Annotated in this window: 18 protein-coding genes; 9 read left to right on the forward strand and 9 right to left on the reverse strand. The window is 70.8% G+C overall.

The features are described 5' to 3' along the window. Positions 1-82 precede the first annotated feature (82 nt). Positions 83-1,696 carry a hypothetical protein gene (locus ACFVVA_RS26285; RefSeq protein ID WP_387693204.1) on the forward strand — a complete coding sequence of 538 codons (1,614 nt, stop codon included), beginning with the start codon at positions 83-85 and terminating at the stop codon, positions 1,694-1,696. 64 nt (positions 1,697-1,760) lie between these two features. Here ACFVVA_RS26285 and ACFVVA_RS26290 read toward each other — a convergent pair whose 3' ends face one another. The 7 genes from ACFVVA_RS26290 to ACFVVA_RS26320 all read right to left on the reverse strand — a co-directional run bounded on the left by ACFVVA_RS26290 (position 1,761) and on the right by ACFVVA_RS26320 (position 8,867). Beyond that, entirely contained in the window at positions 1,761-2,534 is a 774-nt protein-coding gene (locus ACFVVA_RS26290) for a succinate dehydrogenase iron-sulfur subunit (RefSeq protein WP_359911565.1), read from the reverse strand. Next, positions 2,534-4,276: a succinate dehydrogenase flavoprotein subunit gene (sdhA, locus tag ACFVVA_RS26295; RefSeq protein WP_387693206.1), complete on the reverse strand. Its 1,743-nt coding sequence runs from the start codon at positions 4,274-4,276 to the stop codon at positions 2,534-2,536. Before sdhA ends, ACFVVA_RS26290 begins: the two co-directional genes overlap by 1 nt. 51 nt (positions 4,277-4,327) lie before the next feature. After that, entirely contained in the window at positions 4,328-4,819 is a 492-nt protein-coding gene (sdhD, locus tag ACFVVA_RS26300) for a succinate dehydrogenase, hydrophobic membrane anchor protein (RefSeq protein WP_359911559.1), read from the reverse strand. 8 nt (positions 4,820-4,827) lie between these two features. Further along, positions 4,828-5,208, reverse strand: a complete 381-nt coding sequence (gene sdhC / locus ACFVVA_RS26305; RefSeq protein WP_033332398.1) for a succinate dehydrogenase, cytochrome b556 subunit — start codon at positions 5,206-5,208, stop codon at positions 4,828-4,830. A 368-nt stretch (positions 5,209-5,576) separates the two neighbouring features. Further along, entirely contained in the window at positions 5,577-6,062 is a 486-nt protein-coding gene (locus ACFVVA_RS26310; protein ID WP_359911557.1) for a 2-oxo-4-hydroxy-4-carboxy-5-ureidoimidazoline decarboxylase, read from the reverse strand. Between the two features lie 326 nt (positions 6,063-6,388). Next, a complete protein-coding gene (locus ACFVVA_RS26315; RefSeq protein WP_387693208.1) occupies positions 6,389-8,038 on the reverse strand; it encodes an alpha/beta hydrolase in 1,650 nt (549 codons plus the stop codon). Between the two features lie 73 nt (positions 8,039-8,111). After that, on the reverse strand, positions 8,112-8,867 hold the full coding sequence (locus tag ACFVVA_RS26320) for an SDR family oxidoreductase (RefSeq protein ID WP_359911551.1): 756 nt from the start codon (positions 8,865-8,867) through the stop codon (positions 8,112-8,114). 121 nt (positions 8,868-8,988) lie between these two features. On the opposite strand from ACFVVA_RS26320, the gene ACFVVA_RS26325 reads away from it, so the two are divergent. The 8 genes from ACFVVA_RS26325 to ACFVVA_RS26360 all read left to right on the forward strand — a co-directional run bounded on the left by ACFVVA_RS26325 (position 8,989) and on the right by ACFVVA_RS26360 (position 19,454). Continuing rightward, positions 8,989-10,578 (forward strand): methylmalonyl-CoA mutase, encoded by a 1,590-nt coding sequence (locus tag ACFVVA_RS26325; RefSeq protein WP_387693210.1) that lies wholly within the window; start codon positions 8,989-8,991, stop codon positions 10,576-10,578. A gap of 212 nt (positions 10,579-10,790) precedes the next feature. Continuing rightward, positions 10,791-12,044, forward strand: coding sequence for an amidohydrolase (locus tag ACFVVA_RS26330; RefSeq protein WP_387693212.1), 1,254 nt, complete (start codon positions 10,791-10,793; stop codon positions 12,042-12,044). Positions 12,045-12,297: 253 nt separating this feature from the next. After that, a complete protein-coding gene (locus ACFVVA_RS26335; RefSeq protein WP_387693214.1) occupies positions 12,298-13,356 on the forward strand; it encodes a BMP family protein in 1,059 nt (352 codons plus the stop codon). 346 nt (positions 13,357-13,702) lie between these two features. Further along, a complete protein-coding gene (locus tag ACFVVA_RS26340; RefSeq protein ID WP_387693308.1) occupies positions 13,703-15,229 on the forward strand; it encodes an ABC transporter ATP-binding protein in 1,527 nt (508 codons plus the stop codon). Positions 15,230-15,232: 3 nt separating this feature from the next. Continuing rightward, positions 15,233-16,393 carry an ABC transporter permease gene (locus ACFVVA_RS26345; protein WP_387693216.1) on the forward strand — a complete coding sequence of 387 codons (1,161 nt, stop codon included), beginning with the start codon at positions 15,233-15,235 and terminating at the stop codon, positions 16,391-16,393. Beyond that, positions 16,390-17,655, forward strand: a complete 1,266-nt coding sequence (locus ACFVVA_RS26350; protein ID WP_387693218.1) for an ABC transporter permease — start codon at positions 16,390-16,392, stop codon at positions 17,653-17,655. The genes ACFVVA_RS26345 and ACFVVA_RS26350 overlap by 4 nt, the downstream gene beginning before the upstream one ends. Beyond that, positions 17,652-18,062: a cytidine deaminase gene (locus ACFVVA_RS26355; protein ID WP_387693220.1), complete on the forward strand. Its 411-nt coding sequence runs from the start codon at positions 17,652-17,654 to the stop codon at positions 18,060-18,062. The genes ACFVVA_RS26350 and ACFVVA_RS26355 overlap by 4 nt, the downstream gene beginning before the upstream one ends. Before the next feature lie 114 nt (positions 18,063-18,176). Continuing rightward, entirely contained in the window at positions 18,177-19,454 is a 1,278-nt protein-coding gene (locus ACFVVA_RS26360; RefSeq protein WP_387693222.1) for a thymidine phosphorylase, read from the forward strand. A gap of 60 nt (positions 19,455-19,514) precedes the next feature. On the opposite strand, the gene ACFVVA_RS26365 is transcribed toward ACFVVA_RS26360, so the two are convergent. Both ACFVVA_RS26365 and ACFVVA_RS26370 read right to left on the reverse strand, forming a co-directional pair. Continuing rightward, positions 19,515-19,808 carry a hypothetical protein gene (locus ACFVVA_RS26365; protein ID WP_387693224.1) on the reverse strand — a complete coding sequence of 98 codons (294 nt, stop codon included), beginning with the start codon at positions 19,806-19,808 and terminating at the stop codon, positions 19,515-19,517. Continuing rightward, complete coding sequence (locus tag ACFVVA_RS26370; RefSeq protein WP_387693226.1) at positions 19,795-20,148, reverse strand: AbrB/MazE/SpoVT family DNA-binding domain-containing protein; 354 nt, start codon at positions 20,146-20,148, stop codon at positions 19,795-19,797. Before ACFVVA_RS26370 ends, ACFVVA_RS26365 begins: the two co-directional genes overlap by 14 nt. Between the last annotated feature and the right edge of the window lie 5 nt (positions 20,149-20,153).

Raw genomic sequence — 20,153 nt, forward strand, 5'->3', positions numbered from 1 at the left:
CGCTGTCGGCCCCTACTGGCAGGATCCTCACCGCTCGTGCACGTCTCGAACGGATATGCCGACAGAGGGTGGGGATTTCTTGATGAAGCACACGCGTTCACGCAGGTTCGGGAGGCTGGTCGCGGCGACCGCGGCCGCGGGTCTGTTCACCGTGCCGACGGCGGCCGTGGCCGACACGGCACCGACCGTCCTCGGGACGGAACAGGGCGGTGACTACGTCACCAGCGCCTGCGACTCGACCACCGTCCCGCTCTGGAGCGGACGGACCATGTACGGTCCGAAGCTCGTCGCGAACGTCACCGGCACCAGTGCCCGGTTCAGCGTCCGGGACGAGACCACGGGCGCCCAGGACCCGGTGTACACCGGTGAGGCCCGGGCCTACGGACAGTGGGCGAGCGTCAACGCCCCCGGTCTGCTGGACGGGCACAGCTACGCCTGGCACGCCTGGGCCCTCCAGGACACCCAGCTCTCCGCCCCGTCGGCGGACTGCCGCTTCACCGTGGACACCACGAGCCCGACCGTCACGGCCTCCTCGACCGACTTCCCGGCGAGCGGCCCCGCCACCAAGTACGCGGGCCAGACCGGCACCTTCGTCCTGACGGGGCTCGACCCGGCGCCGGCCGGCGGTCAGGCGTCCGGCGTCGCCTGCATCCGGTACGGCTTCCGCACGCTGGGTGTCGGCGGCTGCGACTCGTCCGACGCGGTCAAGCCGGCGGCCGACGGCACGGCGACCGTCGCCGCGCGTGTCCTGGACTGGGGCACCAACATCCTCAACCTTCAGGTGATCGACAACGCCGGCAACGTCAGCTACGGCAGCTACACCTTCTCCGCCCCCTCGAACCCGAACCCGCCGAGGGTCCCCGGAGACGTCGACGGGGACGGCGTTCCGGACGTCCTGCTGCCCGACTCCGCCGGCAACCTGCAGATCATCAGCACGGGCTCGGGCAGCACCGTGCCGTCCGCCACGATCCGTGCCAACTGGTCGCCGGACAGGACGTCCTGGGCCGGGTACCAACTCCTGCACCGCGGTTGGGACTCCAGCGCGCACGCGCCGATGGACGACCTTCTGATCCACGCGAACGGATCGAGCGCCCTGTACTTCTACAGCAACCAGGACTACCTCTCGTTCACCCGGAGTCAGATGTCGGTGGGCCGGCCGACCAACTGCCAGAATGCCGCGGGTGCCGCCACCGCCTGCCCCACGACCTTCGCCTCCGACTGGGGCAAGGCCGACCAGCTGGCGCTGATCGGCTCGCTGGACGGCAGGACGGTCTCGTCACTGCTGACCGTCGAGGACGGCAACCTCTGGCTGTTCGCCAAACCGGGATTCTCCTACCGTCTGTCCACCGCCCGGCAGCTCACCGACAACGGTTCGTGGGCCGGTTACGACCTGGTCGCCCCGGGCCCCGACTCCGTCGGCGACCTCGCCCTCTGGGCGCGCGACCGGGCCACCGGTGAGCTGCACGCGTACCCGATCCCGAAGCAGGCCGACGGCAGCCGCGACTTCTCCGCGCTCGCCGACCCGAAGGCGAACGTCGTCGCCACCGGCTTCACCGCCGCCGCCTACCCGACGCTCGGCAGCTCGGGCGACCTGAACGCGGACGGCCGTCCGGACCTGTGGGCCGAGACCGCCGACCGGCACCTGCTGTACTTCTCCGGCTGGAGCGATCCGACCGACGTCGGCGCCCTGCGCTGAAACGGGCGAAGGCCCCCGCCCGATCGGAGGATCGGGCGGGGGCCTTCGGGGTGTCGGGCGGGGATCAGAAGCGGCGGGTGACCAGCGCCCGCTTCACTTCCTGGATCGCCTTGGTGACCTCGATGCCGCGCGGGCAGGCCTCGGAGCAGTTGAAGGTGGTGCGGCAGCGCCACACGCCCTCACGGTCGTTGAGGATCTCCAGGCGCTGCTCGCCGCCCTCGTCGCGCGAGTCGAAGATGAAGCGGTGCGCGTTGACGATGGCGGCCGGGCCGAAGTACTGGCCGTCGTTCCAGAACACCGGGCAGGACGACGTGCACGCGGCGCACAGGATGCACTTGGTGGTGTCGTCGAAGCGCTCGCGGTCCTCGGCGGACTGCAGGCGCTCCCGGGTCGGCTCGTTCCCCTTGGTGATGAGGAACGGCATGACGTCCTTGTACGCCTGGAAGAACGGGTCCATGTCGACGACCAGGTCCTTGAGGACCGTCAGGCCCTTGATGGCCTCGATCGTGATCGGCTTCTCCGGGTCGACGTCCTTGATCAGGGTCTTGCACGCCAGCCGGTTGCGGCCGTTGATCCGCATGGCGTCGGAGCCGCAGATGCCGTGCGCGCAGGAGCGGCGGTAGGTGAGGGTGCCGTCCTGCTCCCACTTGATCTTGTTGAGCGCGTCCAGGACGCGCTCCTTCGGGTCCATCGTCAGCTGGTAGTCCACCCACACCGGGTCCGGGTGCTCCTCCGGGTTGAACCGGCGGATCCGGAAGGTGACGGTGATCGGCTGGACGGCACCGGCTTCGACCGCGTCCAGAGCGGCCGAGTGCTTCTCCACGGTCGGAGTGCTCATCAGTACTTACGCTCCATCGGCTGGTAGCGGGTCGTGACGACCGGCTTGTAGTCGAGGCGGATGGAGGTGGTGCCGTCGGCGGCAACCTCCTGGTACGCCATGGTGTGCTGCATGAACTTCACGTCGTCACGGGTCGGGAAGTCCTCGCGGTAGTGGCCGCCGCGGGACTCTTCGCGGGCCAGCGCGGAGACGGCCAGCACCTCGGCCAGGTCGAGCAGGTTGCCCAGCTCGACGGCCTCCAGCAGGTCCGTGTTGTACCGGAAGCCCTTGTCCTGGATGGAGACGTTCTTGTAGCGCTCCTTCAGCGCGGCGATGTCCTCGACCGCCTGCTTCAGGGTGGCGCCGGTGCGGTACACCATCGCGTTGGCGTCCATGGTCTCCTGCAGTTCCTTGCGGATCTGCGCCACGGACTCGGTGCCAGTGCTCTCGCGCAGGCCGTCGACCAGGGCCTGGACCTTCTCGGCCGGGTCCTCGGGCAGCTCGACGAACTCGTTGGCGTTGGCGTAGTCGGCGGCGGCGATGCCCGCGCGACGGCCGAACACGTTGATGTCCAGCAGCGAGTTGGTGCCCAGGCGGTTGGCGCCGTGCACGGACACGCAGGCGACCTCGCCGGCCGCGTACAGGCCCGGGACGATGTCGGTGTTGTTGCGCAGGACCTCACCCTCGACGTTGGTCGGGATGCCGCCCATGGCGTAGTGCGCGGTGGGCTGGATCGGGATCGGGTCCGTGTAGGGCTCGATGCCGAGGTAGGTGCGCGCGAACTCGGTGATGTCCGGCAGCTTGGCGTCCAGCTGCTCCGGCGGCAGGTGGGTCAGGTCCAGGTAGACGTGGTCGCCGTCCGGACCGCAGCCGCGGCCTTCGCGGATCTCGGTGTAGATCGCGCGGGAGCAGACGTCACGGGACGCGAGGTCCTTCATGACGGGGGCGTAGCGCTCCATGAAGCGCTCGCCGTCCTTGTTGCGCAGGATGCCGCCCTCGCCGCGGGCGCCCTCGGTGAGCAGGATGCCCATGCGCCAGATGCCCGTCGGGTGGAACTGGAAGAACTCCATGTCCTCCAGCGGCAGGCCGCGGCGGTAGACCAGGGCCTGGCCGTCACCGGTGAGGGTGTGGGCGTTGGAGGAGACCTTGAAGAACTTGCCGGTGCCGCCGGAGGCGAAGACGACCGACTTGGCCTGGAAGACGTGGATCTCGCCGGTGGCCAGCTCGTACGCGACGACGCCGGAGGTCTTGCCCTCGTTGATCAGCAGGTCGAGGACGTAGAACTCGTTGAAGAACTCGACGCCGTGCTTGACGCAGTTCTGGAACAGCGTCTGGAGGATCATGTGGCCGGTGCGGTCGGCCGCGTAGCACGAGCGGCGGACCGGGGCCTCGCCGTGGTTGCGGGAGTGACCGCCGAAGCGGCGCTGGTCGATCCGGCCCTGCTCGGTGCGGGAGAAGGGCAGGCCCATCTTCTCCAGGTCGAGGACGGCGTCGATGGCCTCCTTGCACATGATCTCGGCGGCGTCCTGGTCGACCAGGTAGTCACCGCCCTTGACCGTGTCGAAGGTGTGCCACTCCCAGTTGTCCTCCTCGACGTTGGCGAGGGCGGCGCACATGCCGCCCTGGGCAGCGCCGGTGTGGGACCGGGTCGGGTAGAGCTTGGTCAGGACGGCGGTGCGGCTGCGCTGCGTCGACTCGATGGCCGCTCGCATGCCGGCGCCGCCGGCGCCGACGATGACGGTGTCGTACTGGTGAATCTGCATGGGGGGTTAACTCGCCTCTGGCCTCTGCCGATGGTCGATGGTGCTCGCGGCTCAGATGTTGGGGTCGAAGGTGAAGATCACCAGGGTGCCGAGCAGCACGGTGAAGACCGTGGCGGTGCCCATGAGCCCCTTGAGCCAGAGCCGGGTCGAGTCCTTCTCGGCGTAGTCGTTGATCACCTGACGCATGCCGTTGGCGCCGTGCAGCATGGCGAGCCAGAGCATCAGGAGGTCCCAGCCCTGCCAGAACGGCGAGGCCCAGCGGCCGGCCACGAAGGCGAAGCCGATCTTGGAGACGCCGCCGTCGAGCACCAGCATGATCAGCAGGTGGCCGAGGATCAGCACGACCAGAACGACACCGGACAGGCGCATGAAGAGCCAGGCCAGCATCTCGAAGTTGGTGCGGGTGCGACGCGGGGTCTTCTTGGTCCGCTGGCGCGGAGGCTCGATGACGAACGCGTCGGCGGGGTTGCCGGTGCCCAGTCCCCTGCCGGTGTGCGCCTGCTTGGAGGGGACGACGATGGCGTCGGAGTATTCCGTGGACATGTCTCGGCTCACTTCCCGAACCAGGAGATCAGCGTGTGCTGGAGGATCCCGTAGAAGGAACCGGCCATCAGGACGACCCAGACGCCGACGACGGTCCAGAGCATCTGCTTCTGGTACTTCGGGCCCTTGGACCAGAAGTCCACTGCGACGACGCGCAGGCCGTTGAGGGCGTGGAACAGGATGGCGGCCACCAGGCCGTACTCCATCAGGTTCACGAGCGGAGTCTTGTACGTCTGGATGACGGTGTCGTAGGACTCCGGCGACACTCGCACGAGGGCGGTGTCCAGGACGTGGGCGAACAGGAAGAAAAAGATGAGGACGCCGGTGACTCGATGAGCCACCCAGCTCCACATGCCTTCCCGGCCGCGGTACAGCGTTCCAGCCGGCACGGAAAAACCCTCCGGAAGCGATTGGGGGCTCGGCCGGCTTCGGTGTCGGTCAGCCCGGCCGGGTACGGTCCACCGGCCGCCAGCATCCTATCGACGCCTTTCCGTGAACCGCCTCCGGGGGCCCCAGGTGTGATCAATCAGGCACTTCTGGCCTAGCGGGGCGGGAACCAAACCCGAGGGCGTCACGATGGGTGACGGCATGCTCGCGCCCCGCGCCGGAGGGTGAGGGGCGCGGGGCGGGGCGGGTTCGGATTCGGTGGTGGTTCGGATCGGATGGTGCCGCGGCCTCACTCGTCCGGGCGGTTTCGTGGGCGAGGTCACCCGCACGGGTGAAGAAGCGTGGGTGAAGAGGGGTGGGTGATGTGCGCTCAGCGCGCCGCGGCCTCCGAGGGGGTGGCGACCAGGTGCTCCAGGCGGGTGAGGGCGATCCGGCGGAGTTCGTCGGACGCGATCAGCCGCTCCTCGTCCGGGTCGTTGGCGAGGCGGGTGCGGATGGAGGAGAGCACGGTGTCGAGCATCTCCTCCGGGGCGACCCCTTCCAGGCAGACCACGAAGACGTGGCCGAACCGGGCCTCGTACGCGGCGTGCGCGGCCCGCAGCGCGGTGTGCGCGGCCTGGCTTCCGGGAGCCCGCATGCCGAGCAGCGGCTGCGGCATCCAGCTCTCGTCCGCCAGCGCCTCGGTGAGGTCGGCCGGGCGGAGGTCGTAGGAGGCCTCGCTGGCGGCGGCCAGCAGGGACTCGATGTCGGGGTAGGGCCGGTGTGCGGTGAGCCGCAGGGCCCAGCGGTGGCTGCCGCAGCAGGCCAGCAGGGCCTCCTCGGCAGCGCCGGCGTCGGCTTCGTTGAAGCGGTGCAACCCGAGGAGGGTCGGCTCTGTTCTGACGTCGAGCCGCTGTGACGGGATGTCGCTGGCCAGCGGGTCCTCCTCGTGAGGGCGGGAAGGTGCCGGTGGAGTGGGGTGGTGAACGGGTGGGATGGGGGCTGCCGAGGGGCGCGTTGGCGCCGGTCGACCTGCGCCTCAAAGGTAGTTGAGCGGTCATCAGTTGGGGAGGGCGCGCGCCGAATTCATCCGGACGAGCTATCAAGTTGTGACGTTGACACCTGCGCGTCAGCGCCCTCCCCGTGTCCTGCCGCCGGCCGCGGCGCCGCCGTCCACCGGGGGCCGGGCCGGTCCGCGGGCACTCAGTCGCAGCGGGTGCCCGCGGCCGGCATCGTGCCCTCGGTCAGGTAGGTCGCCATGGCCCGGTCGATGCAGGTGTTGCCCTTCCCGAAGGCGCCGTGCCCCTCGCCGACCCGGGTGAGCAGGGTGGCGTTGGCGAAGCCCTTGGCCAGCGCCTCGGCCGAGGCGTACGGGGTGGCCGGGTCGCCGGTGCTGCCGACCACCAGGATCGGCGCGCTGCCCTCGGCCCGGACGGTGTGCGGCGTCTCCTGCGTCCTGAACGGCCAGTAGGCGCAGCCGGCCTCGCTGAAGTCGTCCACCGTGACGCCCCTGGACATCAGCGGCGCCTCGGCGAGCAGCCGGTCCACGGCGGCCCTGGCGTGCTCGGGGGTGGGCGCGGGGCGGGCGGCGTCGGCGCAGCCGATCGCGTTGTTGGCCTCGTCCACCGGGCTGTAGTGGCCGTTCGCGTCCCGGCCGTTGTAGTCGTCGGCGAAGGCCATCAGGTAGTCGCCCTTGTCGCGCACCATCGCCCAGCCGAGGGCGGCGCGCAGGTACTTCCAGGAGGTCGTCTCGTCGCCGTAGAGGAGCGAGATGGTGCCGGTCCAGGCCTGGTCGCGGCCGAGCTTGCGGCCGTCCTTGGTGGTCAGCGGGTGGTCGTACAGCCCGTCGAGGAAGTCGGCGGCCTTCTTGGCGGCCTTGCTGCCGTCCTTGCCGAGCGGGCACTCGTCGGCGTGGTTCTCCACGCAGTCGGCGGCGAAGCGCTCGAAGGACTTCTCGAAGCCGACCTGCTGGTCGATCCCGTGGTCCAGCCGGTCCTGGCCGGGGTCGACCGCGCCGTCCAGGATCAGCCGGCCGGTGTTCTTCGGGAACTCCTCGGCGTAGAGCGCGCCGAGGTACGTCCCGTAGGAGATGCCGAGGTAGTTGAGCTGCTTGTCGCCGACCGCGGCGCGCAGCACGTCCAGGTCGCGGGCGGTGTTGCGGGTGCCGACGAAGGGCAGCAGCCTGCCGGACCTGGCCTGGCAGGCGGCGGCGTGCTCGGTGGCCTGCTTGACGTGCTCGGCCTTGCGGACGGCCGGGTCGAGGGAGGCGTCGGTCTGGTTGACGGCGTCGTGCTGCTTGTCGTCGTAGCAGACGACCGGGGAGCTGTCGCCGGTGCCGCGGGGGTCGAAGCCGATCACGTCGAAGCGGTCGTGCAGGGTGCCGGCGAACTGCTTGGCGCCGTACTTGACCATCCCGACGCCGGATTCGCCGGGGCCGCCGGGGTTGACCATCAGCGAGCCGATCCGCTGGTCCGGCTTGGCGGCCGGGTACTTGACCAGCGCGAGGTCGAGGGCGTCGGTGGCGGGGGCGGCGTAGTCCAGCGGGACGTGCAGCGTGCCGCACCGCATGCCGGATATGTCGATCTTGGCCTTCTCGGCCTGGGCGTCGGCCGGGCAGTCGGCCCAGGTGATCTGCTGGCCGTAGAAGGGCTTGAGCGCCGGGTCGGCCTCGCCGGTGGGCCTGGGGGTCGGTGTCGGGGTGGCCGTGGGGGTGGCGGCGGCGGGCGCCGTGGTGCCCGCGGCCCGGTCCTGGGCCGGCGCGGCGGTGTCGTCGCAGGCGGAGGCGAGGAGCAGGGTGCCTGCCGCCAGCGCGGCCAGCAGGACCCGTGGGCGGGCGGCCCGGAAGGTTCTCATCGCACGTGTGTACCACTGGGGGGTGACGTGTTCGATCTTGGCCCCTGCTCCGGGGCCGCCCGCCGGGCCGGGCTCAGGCGCGGTGGACCTTGTGGTTGGCGGCCTGCGCCCGGGGGCGGACCACCAGCAGGTCGATGTTCACGTGCGAGGGCCGGGTGACCGCCCACGCCACGGTGTCCGCGATGTCCTCCGAGGTGAGCGGTTCGGCCACGCCCGCGTAGACGGCGGCGGCCTTCTCCTCGTCGCCGCGGAAGCGGGTGACCGCGAAGCCCTCGGACTTCACCATGCCGGGCGCGATCTCGATCACCCGGATCGGCTCCCCGCACAGCTCCAGCCGCAGCGTGGCGGCGATGGTGTGCGCGGCGTGCTTGGCGGCGACGTACCCGCCGCCGCCCTCGTACGCGGCCAGCGCGGCGGTCGAGGAGAGCACCAGCACCGTGCCGTCGCCGGTGGCCCGCAGGGCCGGCAGCAGGGCCTGCGTCACGTGCAGCACGCCGAGCACGTTCACCTCGTACATGGCCCGCCAGTCGGCCGGGTCCCCGTGCTCGACGCTCTCCGCGCCGATCGCGCCGCCGGCGTTGTTCACCAGGACGTCCACCCGGCCGACCGCGGCGGCGAAGGCGTCCACCGCGGCCCGGTCGGTGACGTCCAGGGTGACCGCGCGGGCCGAACCGCCCCGGGCGGCGATCTCCTCGGCCAGCGCCTCGACGCGGTCGGTGCGCCGGGCGGTCAGCACCACGTCGAAGCCCTCGGCGGCCAGCCGGCGGGCGGTCGCCGCGCCGATTCCGCTGCTGGCACCGGTGACCACGGCCACCTTCTGCTCGGTCATTGCCACTCCCTGGGGCTCATCGGTCGTTCACCCGATCATCTCAACCGCGTCGCCGCCGCGGCGGGCCGGTCAGGCCCTACATTGCGAGGACCCGCTCCCCAGTCCCGGAGGAGGCACCCCCATGACAGCCGAACCGCGCCGCGCCGAGTCGGGTTTCGCGATCGAGCCGCTGTACGGCCCGGAGTCCCTGGCCGGCCGGGAGGCCGGCGCCCGGCTCGGCCGGCCGGGGGAGTACCCCTACACCCGGGGCATCCATCCGACGATGTACACCGGCCGCCCCTGGACGATGCGCCAGTACGCGGGCTTCGGCACCGCCGCCGAGTCCAACGCCCGCTACCGGCAGCTGATCGCGGGCGGCGGCACCGGCCTCTCGGTCGCCTTCGACCTGCCCACCCAGATGGGCTACGACTCGGACGCGCCGCTCGCCGCCGGGGAGGTCGGCAAGGTGGGCGTCGCCGTGGACGGCGTCGAGGACATGGCGGTGCTGTTCGACGGCATCCCGCTCGGCGGGGTGTCCACCTCGATGACCATCAACGCGCCCGCCGCCCTGCTCCTGCTCCTCTACCAACTGGTCGGCGAGGCCCAGGGGGTGGCGCCGGCGGCGCTCACCGGCACGGTCCAGAACGACGTGCTGAAGGAGTACATCGCCCGCGGCACCTACATCTTCCCGCCGCAGCCCTCGCTGCGGCTGGTCGCCGACGTGTTCCGGTACTGCCGGGCCGAGATCCCGCGCTGGAACACCATCTCCATCTCCGGCTACCACATGGCCGAGGCCGGGGCCGACCCCGCGCAGGAGATCGCCTTCACGCTGGCCAACGGCATCGCCTACGTCCGCACCGCGATCGCCGCCGGGATGGCCGTGGACGACTTCGCCCCCCGGCTCTCGTTCTTCTTCGTGGCCCGCACGACGCTGCTGGAGGAAGTGGCCAAGTTCCGTGCGGCACGCAGGATTTGGGCCACAATCATGCGCGAGGTGTTCGGCGCCCGGAACCCGCGCTCGCAGATGCTGCGCTTCCACACCCAGACCGCCGGAGTGCAGCTCACGGCCCAGCAGCCCGAGGTCAACCTGGCCCGGGTCACCGTGCAGGCGCTCGCCGCGGTGCTCGGCGGCACCCAGTCGCTGCACACGAACAGCTACGACGAGGCGATCGCGCTGCCCACCGAGAAGGCCGCCCGGCTCGCCCTGCGCACCCAGCAGGTGCTCGCGTACGAGACCGACGTGACCGCCACCGTCGACCCGTTCGCCGGCTCCTACGCCGTCGAGTCGCTCACCGACGAGGTGGAGGCCGCCGCGCGGGCGCTGATGGACCGGATCGAGGAGCAGGGCGGCGCGGTGGCCGCGATCGAACGGGGTTACCAGAAGGGCGAGATCGAGCGCACCGCCTACCGGCTCCAGCGGGAGACCGACTCCGGGGAGCGGACGGTGGTCGGGGTCAACCGCTTCCGGTCGGACACGGAGGAGCCGTACCAGCCGCTGCGGGTGGACCCGGTGATCGAGGAGCGGCAGGCGCGGCGGCTGGCCCGGATTCGGGCCGAGCGCTCCGCCGGCGCCGTCACCCGGGGGCTGGACGCGCTGCGCCGCACCGCCGAGGGGACGGGGAACGTGCTGTACCCGATGAAGGAGGTGCTGGCCGCCCGGGCCACCGTCGGCGAGGTGTGCGACGCGCTGCGCGGAGTGTGGGGGACGTACTCCCCGGTGGAGCGCTTCTGACGTCCTGCTGAACGGCCGTCAACCCGCCGGTGTCGTCGGGGAAGTGGCGGCCGTGACCGTCGGCCGGGGTGGTCGTTGCACAGGGCACGCAACCCGGGGAAGGCGGCTGAAACAAGATGTCATACCCACGTGTCCGGCCGGTATGCACCCATCCGGGGACTAGTTTTCCGGAAGTCGGGCCAAATCCCCCCAACAGGCCTACGATTGGCGAGATGAACCGTCCTGAGCCCGCTCAGCCGGGCACCACTCTCGCCGCCCCACGCCCCGCCGCCGATCTGCGCGACCGGGTCCGGGAGCTGGAGCCCGAGCTGGTCGCCTTCCGTCGTGATCTGCACCGGCACCCGGAGCTGGGCCGCCAGGAGTTCCGAACCACCGGGCTGCTGCGCGACCGGCTGGCGGCCGCCGGGCTCGAACCCCGGGTGCTGCCCGGCGGCACCGGCATGCTCGTCGACATCGTCCCGCCCGGCACCGCCCCGGGAACGGAGTTCCTGGCCTTCCGCGCCGACATCGACGCGCTGCCGATCGACGACGCCAAGACCGACGTGCCGTACCGCTCCACCGTCCCCGGCCGGGCCCACGCCTGCGGCCACGACGTGCACACCTCGGTGGTGCTCGGCACCGGCCTGGTGCTGGCCGAGGCCGCCCGCGCCGGCGAGCTGCGCCGCCCCGTCAGGCTGGTGTTCCAGCCCGCCGAGGAGGTCATGCCGGGCGGCGCGCTGGACGTCATCAAGGCCGACGGGATGGCGGGTGTCGGGCGGATCTTCGCGGTGCACTGCGACCCGAAGGTGGAGGTCGGCCGGATCGCCCTGCGGGTCGGGGCGATCACCTCGGCCTGCGACCGCCTGGTGCTGCACCTGGACGGCCCCGGCGGGCACACCGCCCGTCCGCACCTGACCACGGACCTGGTCACCGCGGTCGCCAGGACGGCCGCCGACCTCCCGGGGGCGCTGGCCCGCCGGATGGACCCGCGCTGGGGCGTCAGCCTGGTCTGGGGGCGGATCGCCTCCGGTTCCGCGCCCAACGTCATCCCGCAGCACGCCGAGCTGGAGGGCACCGTTCGCTGCCTGGAGCTGGACGGCTGGCGGGAGGCGCCGGACCTGCTGCACGAGCTGATCGCCAAGCTGTCCGAGACCCACCGGGCCAAGTGGACGCTGGACTACCACCGCGGGGTGCCGCCGGTGGTGAACGAGGCGGTCTCGGTCGCCCTGCTGGACGGGGCGATGCACGCCCGCTTCGGCGGGGACGGCGCCGTGGTGGTGGAGGGCACCGAGCAGAGCCTGGGCGGCGAGGACTTCTCCTGGTACCTGGAGCACGCCCCGGGCGCGCTGGCCCGGCTCGGCGTCCGCGCCCCCGGCGACGCCACGGTCCGGGACCTGCACCAGGGCCGGTTCGACGTGGACGAGCGGGCGATCGGCATCGGCGTGGAACTGTTCTCGGCGCTGGCCCTGGAGGCTGACGGCAGCTGACGGCAGGTCCGGGGGCGGTGCGGCCGGAGCGAAGCGGAACGGCCGGATCCGGGGTCCCGTCGGGGTTACGTAAACTGACCGAACCGACCTCGGACCACCGTCCGCGCGGGGGATAAGAGCCCCGGGGAGAACATCAGACCACGGTTTGATAACAACCCGTATGCTCCGGCACCCCGTAACACAACCGTGTTCTACGCGCGTTACGGTGGCGTCCGACCACGCCAAACGGTTGCGTGTAGAAGGAGATATCCCCTTGCGCCGTTCAATGAAGCTCGCCGCGGTTGTGCTCTCGGGTTCCCTGGGCATGGCCTCGCTCGCCGCTTGCGGCGCAAAGAGCACCGACTCCTCCTCTTCCGGCTCGGGCGACGGTTCGCTCAAGGTCGGCATGGCCTACGACATCGGCGGCCGCGGCGACCAGTCGTTCAACGACTCCGCCGCCCGTGGCCTCGACAAGGCCAAGTCCGAGCTGGGCGTCTCCGTGACCGAGGCCGAGGCCAAGCAGAACGAGGCCGAGGCCGACAAGGAGACCCGTCTCAAGAACCTGATCGACGCGGGTTACAAGACGATCATCGCGGTCGGCTTCGTCTACCAGCCGGCGGTCGACAAGGTCGCCAAGGACAACCCGACGGTCAAGTTCGCGATCATCGACTCGAACGACAAGGACCAGCCGGCCAACGTCACCTCGCTGCTCTTCGCCGAGCAGGAGGGCTCGTACCTGGCCGGTGTCGCCGCCGCGAACAAGTCGAAGGCCAAGCACGTCGGCTTCATCGGCGGTGTGCAGTCCGAGCTGATCAAGAAGTTCGAGGCCGGTTACACGGCGGGTGTGAAGTCCGTCGACCCGAGCATCACGGTCGAGACCACCTACCTGAGCACCCCGCCGGACTTCACCGGCTTCGCCTCGCCCGACAAGGGCAAGGAGGCCGCCCAGGGCCAGCTCGACAAGGGCGCGGACGTCATCTACACCGCCGCCGGCTCCTCCGGCAACGGCGCCATCGAGGCCGTCGCCAACAAGTCGGGCGCCCTGGCCATCGGTGTCGACTCCGACCAGGCCAGCCAGCCGGCCCTGGCGAAGTACAAGAACAGCATCATGACCTCGATGGTCAAGAACGTCGACACCGCGGTGTTCTCGTACATCCAGTCGGTCAAGCAGGGCCAGAGCCCGACCGGCGTCAAGCTGTTCGACCTGAAGGCCGAGGGCGTCTCGCTCGCCACCACCGGCGGCAAGATCGACGACATCCAGGACAAGCTGAAGGTCGCCGCCGACGCGATCAAGTCCGGCGCCACCACCATTCCGACCGCGCCGGTCAAGTAAGCACCGCGCGTCCCGGACGCCGCAGAGCCCGCCGCCTGCCCGGCAGGGCGACGCACCACACAGTTCACGGGAGGGGCCCGGCAGGGTGCGCTCAACGCGTACCCCCCGGGCCCCGTTCCGTCTCTCCGTTCCCCCTTGGCCCTCCGAGCGCAACGACGCGCCTCCAGACCACCAGGAGACCGCCATCACCGCATCCGACCCCGTCCCCCTGCGCAAGGACGGCACCCCCAGCGCGGGGACGGCGACACCGGCCGTCGAACTGCGCGGCATCACCAAGCGCTTCCCGGGTGTCGTGGCCAACCACGACATCAACCTCACCGTCCGCACCGGGACCGTGCACGCCCTGATGGGTGAGAACGGCGCCGGCAAGTCGACGCTGATGAAGATCCTCTACGGCATGCAGAAGCCGGACGAGGGCACCATCGCGATCAACGGCGAGCAGTGCGAGTTCAACACCCCCGGCGACGCCATCTCGCGCGGCGTCGGCATGGTGCACCAGCACTTCATGCTCGCCGACAACCTCACGGTGTGGGAGAACGTCGTCCTCGGCGGCGAGAAGCTCCACGGCATCGGCGCCAGGGCGAAGGCGAAGATCAAGGAGATCTCCGACCAGTACGGCCTGGGCGTGCGCCCGGACGCCCTGGTCGAGGACCTCGGCGTCGCCGACCGCCAGCGCGTCGAGATCCTCAAGGTGCTGTACCGCGGCGCCAAGATCCTGATCCTCGACGAACCCACGGCCGTGCTCGTCCCGCAGGAGGTCGACGCGCTGTTCGACAACCTGCGCGAGCTCAAGTCCGAGGGCGTCACCGTCATCTTCATCTCGCACAAGCTGCACGAGGTGCTCGCGGTGGCCGACGCGATCAGCGTCATCCGGCGCGGCACCACGGTCGGCGACGCCGACCCGAAGGCCGTCACCGCCCGGCAGCTCGCCGAGCTGATGGTCGGCGCCGAGCTGCCCTCCCCGGAGAGCCGCGAGTCGACCGTCACCGAGACCGTGATGCTCGACGTCGAAGGCCTGCGGATCGCCAAGACCGACGCCGAGGGCATCGAGCGCGTCGTCCTCGACGACATCTCGCTGCGCATCCACAAGGGCGAGATCCTCGGCATCGCCGGTGTCGAGGGCAACGGCCAGGCCGAGCTGGTCGAGGCCGTCATGGGGATGCTGCCGCTGAACGCCGGCACCGTCACCCTGGACGGCAAGGACCTCTCCGGCACCCTGACCCGGGCCCGCCGCGAGGCCGGCATCGGCTACATCCCCGAGGACCGCCACCGGCACGGCCTGCTGCTGGAGGCCCCGCTCTGGGAGAACCGCATCCTCGGGCACGTCACCGAGGCGCCCAACTCCAAGGGCGTGCTGCTCGACCCGGCCGCCGCCCGCGCGGACACCTGGCGGATCGTCGAGGAGTACGACGTCCGCACTCCCGGCATCGAGGTCACCGCGGCCTCGCTCTCCGGCGGCAACCAGCAGAAGCTGATCATCGGCCGCGAGATGAGCCACCAGCCCAAGCTGCTGATCGCCGCCCACCCCACCCGCGGTGTGGACGTCGGCGCGCAGGCGCAGATCTGGGAGCACATCCGGGTCGCCCAGCGGGCCGGCCTGGCCGTCCTGCTGATCTCCGCCGACCTGGACGAGCTGATCGGCCTGTCCGACACGATCCGGGTCATCTACCGCGGCCGCCTGGTCGCCGACGCCGACCCGGCCACCGTCACCGCCGAGGACCTCGGTACCGCGATGACCGGTGCCGCCAGGGGCCACCTGGAGTCCGAGCCGGAGGCCGTCGCCGAGGCGCAGGCCGTCGCGGCCGAGGGCACCGAGGCCGAGGCCGGGCACCAGCCCACCGACACCGCCGACGACCCGCAGGCGGGGGAGTAACCCATGACCAGTCCCAACCCCGCCGCCGCGAAGCCCGGTCTGGCCCAGCGGTTCAACGGTGAGCGGATCGTGCTCGCGCTGGCGGCGCCGGTGCTCGCGGTCCTGCTCTCCGTCGCGATCTGTTCCGTCCTGCTGGCGACCTCGGGCAAGAACCCGTTCGACGCGTGGGACCTGATGATCACCAACGCCGGCAAGGCCGACGGCCAGGTGAACATCCTCAACCGGACCACCACGTACTACCTGGCCGCCGCGGCCGCCGCGTTCGGGTTCCGGATGAACCTGTTCAACATCGGCGTCGAGGGCCAGTACAAGGTCGCGGCGCTGTTCGCGGCCTTCGTCGGCGCCAAGGTGGACCTGCCGGCCTTCATCCAGATCCCGCTGCTGCTGCTCACCGCCATGGTGGTCGGCGGTCTGTACGCGAGCATCGCCGGTCTGCTGAAGGTCTACCGCGGCGTCAGCGAGGTCATCTCGACCATCATGCTGAACTCGATCGCGACCGCGATCATCGGTCTGCTGCTCGTCCCCGGCATCTTCGCGCCGAAGGTCAGCGGCACCAGCAACTCGGTGCAGACCGCGCCGATCTCGCAGTCCAGCCACTTCTTCTCGATGGAGACGAACGGCGGGAAGCTCTGGGGCTTCCTCTTCGTCGCCGTCCTGGTCGGCGTGATCTTCCAGGTCACCCTGACCCGCACCCGCTTCGGCTTCGACCTGCGCGCCACCGGCCGCTCGGAGACCGCCGCGACCGCCTCCGGCGTGAACGTCAAGCGCATGGTGGTCGTCTCGATGGTCGTCTCGGGCGCCATCGCCGGTCTGATCGGCCTGCCGGAGCTGCTGCAGAACTCGTACTACTTCGGGCAGACCTTCCAGCTGAACCTGGGCTTCCTGGGCATCTCGGTCGCTCTGCTCGGTCGGAACAGCCCGATCGGCATCGCGTTCGCCGCGCTGCTGTTCGCCTTCCTGGACGCCACCGGCTCGCAGCTGCCGCTCCAGGGCGGCTTCCCGTTCGAGATCGTCGACGTCATGAAGGGCACCATCGTCATCTGCGTCGTCGTCGCGTACGAGCTGGTGCGCCGCTACGGCCTGAAGCGTCAGCAGCAGAAGGTCGGCGCCCAGCTCGCCGCCCAGGCTGCCGCGAACAGTGAGAAGAAGGAGGTGTCCGCATGAGCACGGCAACGGCTGCCCGTCCGAAGGCGTCGGGCGCACCCGCGAAGAAGCGCAAGCTGTCCTGGCCGGTCGTCCTGCTCCTGATCGCGGGCGCCCTGATGCTGTTCTCCGCCGTGGGCCTGGCCACCGGCAACCACTCGCTGACCTCCTCCGGGCAGGTCACCGCCGCGCTCGGCGCCGCCGTGCCGATCGGCATGGCCGGTCTGGGCGGTCTCTGGTCCGAGCGGGCCGGTGTGGTCAACATCGGTCTCGAAGGCATGATGGTCGCCGGCACCTTCTGCGGGGCCTGGGCGGGCTACCTGGTCAACCCGTGGGTCGGCCTGCTGGCCGGCATGCTGGGCGGGGCGGTCGGCGGCCTGCTGCACGCGGTCGTCACCGTCACCTTCGGCGTCGACCACATCGTCTCCGGCGTCGGCATCAACCTGCTGATCCCCGGCATCTGCGCGTACGTCAACCGGATCTACTACAAGGACTACATCTCGGTCGGCGCCGGCCAGAACCAGTCCCCGCCGGCGGACCCGCTGCCGTACATCACCGTCCCGGGCCTGTCCTCCGGGCTGAAGAGCATCGAGAGCCACCACTGGTTCTTCGTCTCGGACGTCGCGGGCGTGCTCGGCGGCCTGGTCACCAACATCTCGGTGGTCGTGCTGCTGGCCGGCGCGCTGATCGTGGTCAGCTACTTCGCGCTCTGGCGCACGGTGTTCGGCCTTCGGCTGCGCTCCTGCGGTGAGAACCCCACCGCCGCCGAGTCGCTGGGCGTCAACGTCTACAAGTACAAGTACCTCGCGGTCATCGCCTCCGGCGCCTTCGCCGGCCTCGGCGGGGCGTACCTCTCGCTGGTCGCGGCGCACTTCTACAAGGACGGCCAGACCCTCGGCCGCGGCTTCATCGGCCTCGCCGCGATGATCTTCGGCAACTGGATGCCCGGTGGCCTCGCCATGGGCGCCGGCCTGTTCGGCTTCACCGACAGCCTCCAGCTGCGCGACCCGGAGTCGGTGCACGTGCTGATCCTGATCGTCGGCATCGCGATGATCCTGTTCGCGCTCTGGCAGCTGTACCGCCGCAAGTACACCGCGACGGCGGTCTCCTTCGTGGTGGCCGGCGGCCTGATCGCCTGGTACTCGCTGACCGACGAGGTGCAGCGCCCGCTGATCGTCGCCACGCCGTACGTGATCACCCTGGTGGTGCTCTCGCTGGCCTCGCAGCGCCTGCGGATGCCGAAGGCGGACGGTCAGATCTACCGCAAGGGCCAGGGCAAGTGACCACCTCCGCGCCCGCGGCGCCGCCCGCGATCGACTGGGAGCTGCTGCGTGCGGCGGCGCGCGAGGCCATGGGCCGCGCGTACGCGCCGTACAGCAGGTTCCCGGTCGGCGCGGCCGCCCTGGTGGACGACGGCAGGGTGGTCACCGGCTGCAACGTCGAGAACGCCTCGTACGGGCTCGGGCTGTGCGCCGAGTGCGGGCTGGTGTCCGCGCTGCACTCCTCCGGCGGCGGCCGGCTGGTCGCCTTCACCTGCGTGGACGGCGCCGGCGAACTGCTGATGCCGTGCGGGCGCTGCCGCCAACTGCTGTACGAGCACGGCGGTCCGGGGCTGCTGGTCGAGCTGGCCTCGGGCGTGAAGCCGATGAGCGAGGTCCTTCCCGACGCGTTCGGGCCGGAGCGGCTCTAAGGGCCCGGTTGGCCCTAGCCGCAGCAATTGTTACGCGCGTAGAGTGTCGCGAGTGGGCCGGAACCCGGTCATCTCGCGACACTCTTCGCTTTTGAAACCCCTCTTGGAGCACGCATGGACGCCATCTCCGTCATCAGGACCAAGCGCGATCGCGGAGAGCTGAGCGACGCTCAGATCGACTGGGTCATCGACGCCTACACCCGCGGTGAGGTCGCCGACGAGCAGATGTCCGCGCTGGCGATGGCGATCCTGCTGAACGGGATGAAGCCGCACGAGATCAGCCGCTGGACCGACGCCATGATCCGCTCCGGCGTCCGGATGGACTTCTCCTCGCTGCCGCTGCCCACCAGTGACAAGCACTCCACCGGCGGCGTCGGCGACAAGATCACCCTGCCGCTCGCCCCGCTGGTCGCCGCCTGCGGCGCCGCCGTTCCGCAGCTGTCCGGCCGCGGCCTCGGCCACACCGGCGGCACCCTGGACAAGCTGGAGTCCATCCCCGGCTGGCGCGCCCTGCTCTCCAACGAGGAGATGATGGACGTGCTGGGCTCCGCCGGCGCGGTGATCTGCGCGGCGGGCGACGGCCTCGCGCCGGCCGACAAGAAGCTGTACGCGCTGCGCGACGTCACCGGCACCGTCGAGGCCATCCCGCTGATCGCCTCCTCGATCATGTCGAAGAAGATCGCCGAGGGCACCGGCGCGCTGGTCCTGGACGTCAAGGTCGGCTCCGGCGCGTTCATGAAGAACCTGGACGACGCCCGCGAACTCGCCCGCACCATGGTCGGCCTGGGCACCACCGCCGGGGTCAACACCGTCGCGCTGCTCACCGACATGTCCACCCCGCTCGGCCTCACCGCGGGCAACGCGCTGGAGGTCCGGGAGTCCCTGGAGGTGCTCGCGGGCGGCGGCCCGGCCGACGTCGTCGAGCTGACCCTCGCGCTCGCCCGCGAGATGCTCGCCGCGGCCGGCGTGCAGGGCAAGGACCCGGCCGACGCGCTGCGCGACGGCTCCGCGATGGACCACTGGCGCCGCATGATCGCCGCCCAGGGCGGCGACGTCGACGCCCCGCTCCCGGTCGCCCGCGAGCAGCACGTCATCCCGGCCCCCGCCTCCGGCGTCCTCACCACGCTGGACGCCTACGCGATCGGCGTCAGCGCCTGGCGCCTGGGCGCCGGCCGCGCCCGCAAGGAGGACCCGGTCCAGGCCGGCGCCGGCATCGAGATGCACGCCAAGCCCGGCGACACCGTGGTGGCCGGCCAGCCCCTGCTGACCCTGCACACCGACACCCCGGAGCGCTTCGACTACGCCGTCGAGGCCCTGGCCGGCGGCATCGAGGTCGCCCCGGCGGGCACCGCTTTCACCCCGAACCCGATCGTCCTCGACCGCATCGCCTGAGGGCGGTCGTGAACGGGCCGCCCACCGGTGCACCGGTGGGCGGCCCGGCGTTTTCCCCGATCAGGGGCGGCCGAAGATGTCGTGGGTGCCGATCCGGCGCCAGACGATGTGCGGCTCGCCGTCCTGGACCGGGGTTCCGTAGCTGAAGGTCGCCCGGCCGTCCGGGGCCCAGGTCATCTCCCAGATGTCCGGATGGCCCTGCATCTTCTTCACCCGCAGGCCTCGGCGGAAGCCCTGTCCGGCTCGGAGGTCGGTGACGAACTGGGTCACCGCGACCAGGAACGCGGCCTTCTGCGCGGCGGTCAGGCCCTTCCAGTCGCGCAGGAAGTGAGCCAGTGACTCATACGTCGGCACGGCGCTTGATCTCCCCCAGGTCGAGACCGGCCTCGTCGGCGAGCGACTGGAGGAAGGCGTCCCCGTCCTGGAATACCTCGCCCCGCTCGCCCGCGGCGATCGCCTCGTCGACCTCCTGCTCCTTCTCCTGCCAGGAGCCGCTCCAGAACCACGCCTGGTCGTCCGGGATGACCGAGGCCGGGGTCAGCACGATGCGGCCGTCCTCCACCGCGACAACCAGTTGGTCGCCCTCCTGGAGGTCCAGCTGCTCTCTTATCTCCTGCGGAATGGTGACCACGCCCTTCTTCCGCACGGGAGTGGACACCAAGTGGGGACGTCGGCGGCGCTTGAGGTCTGCCATGAGGA

It is taken from the genome of Kitasatospora sp. NPDC058048 (assembly GCF_042885555.1).
Lineage (GTDB): Bacteria > Actinomycetota > Actinomycetes > Streptomycetales > Streptomycetaceae > Kitasatospora > Kitasatospora lactacystinica.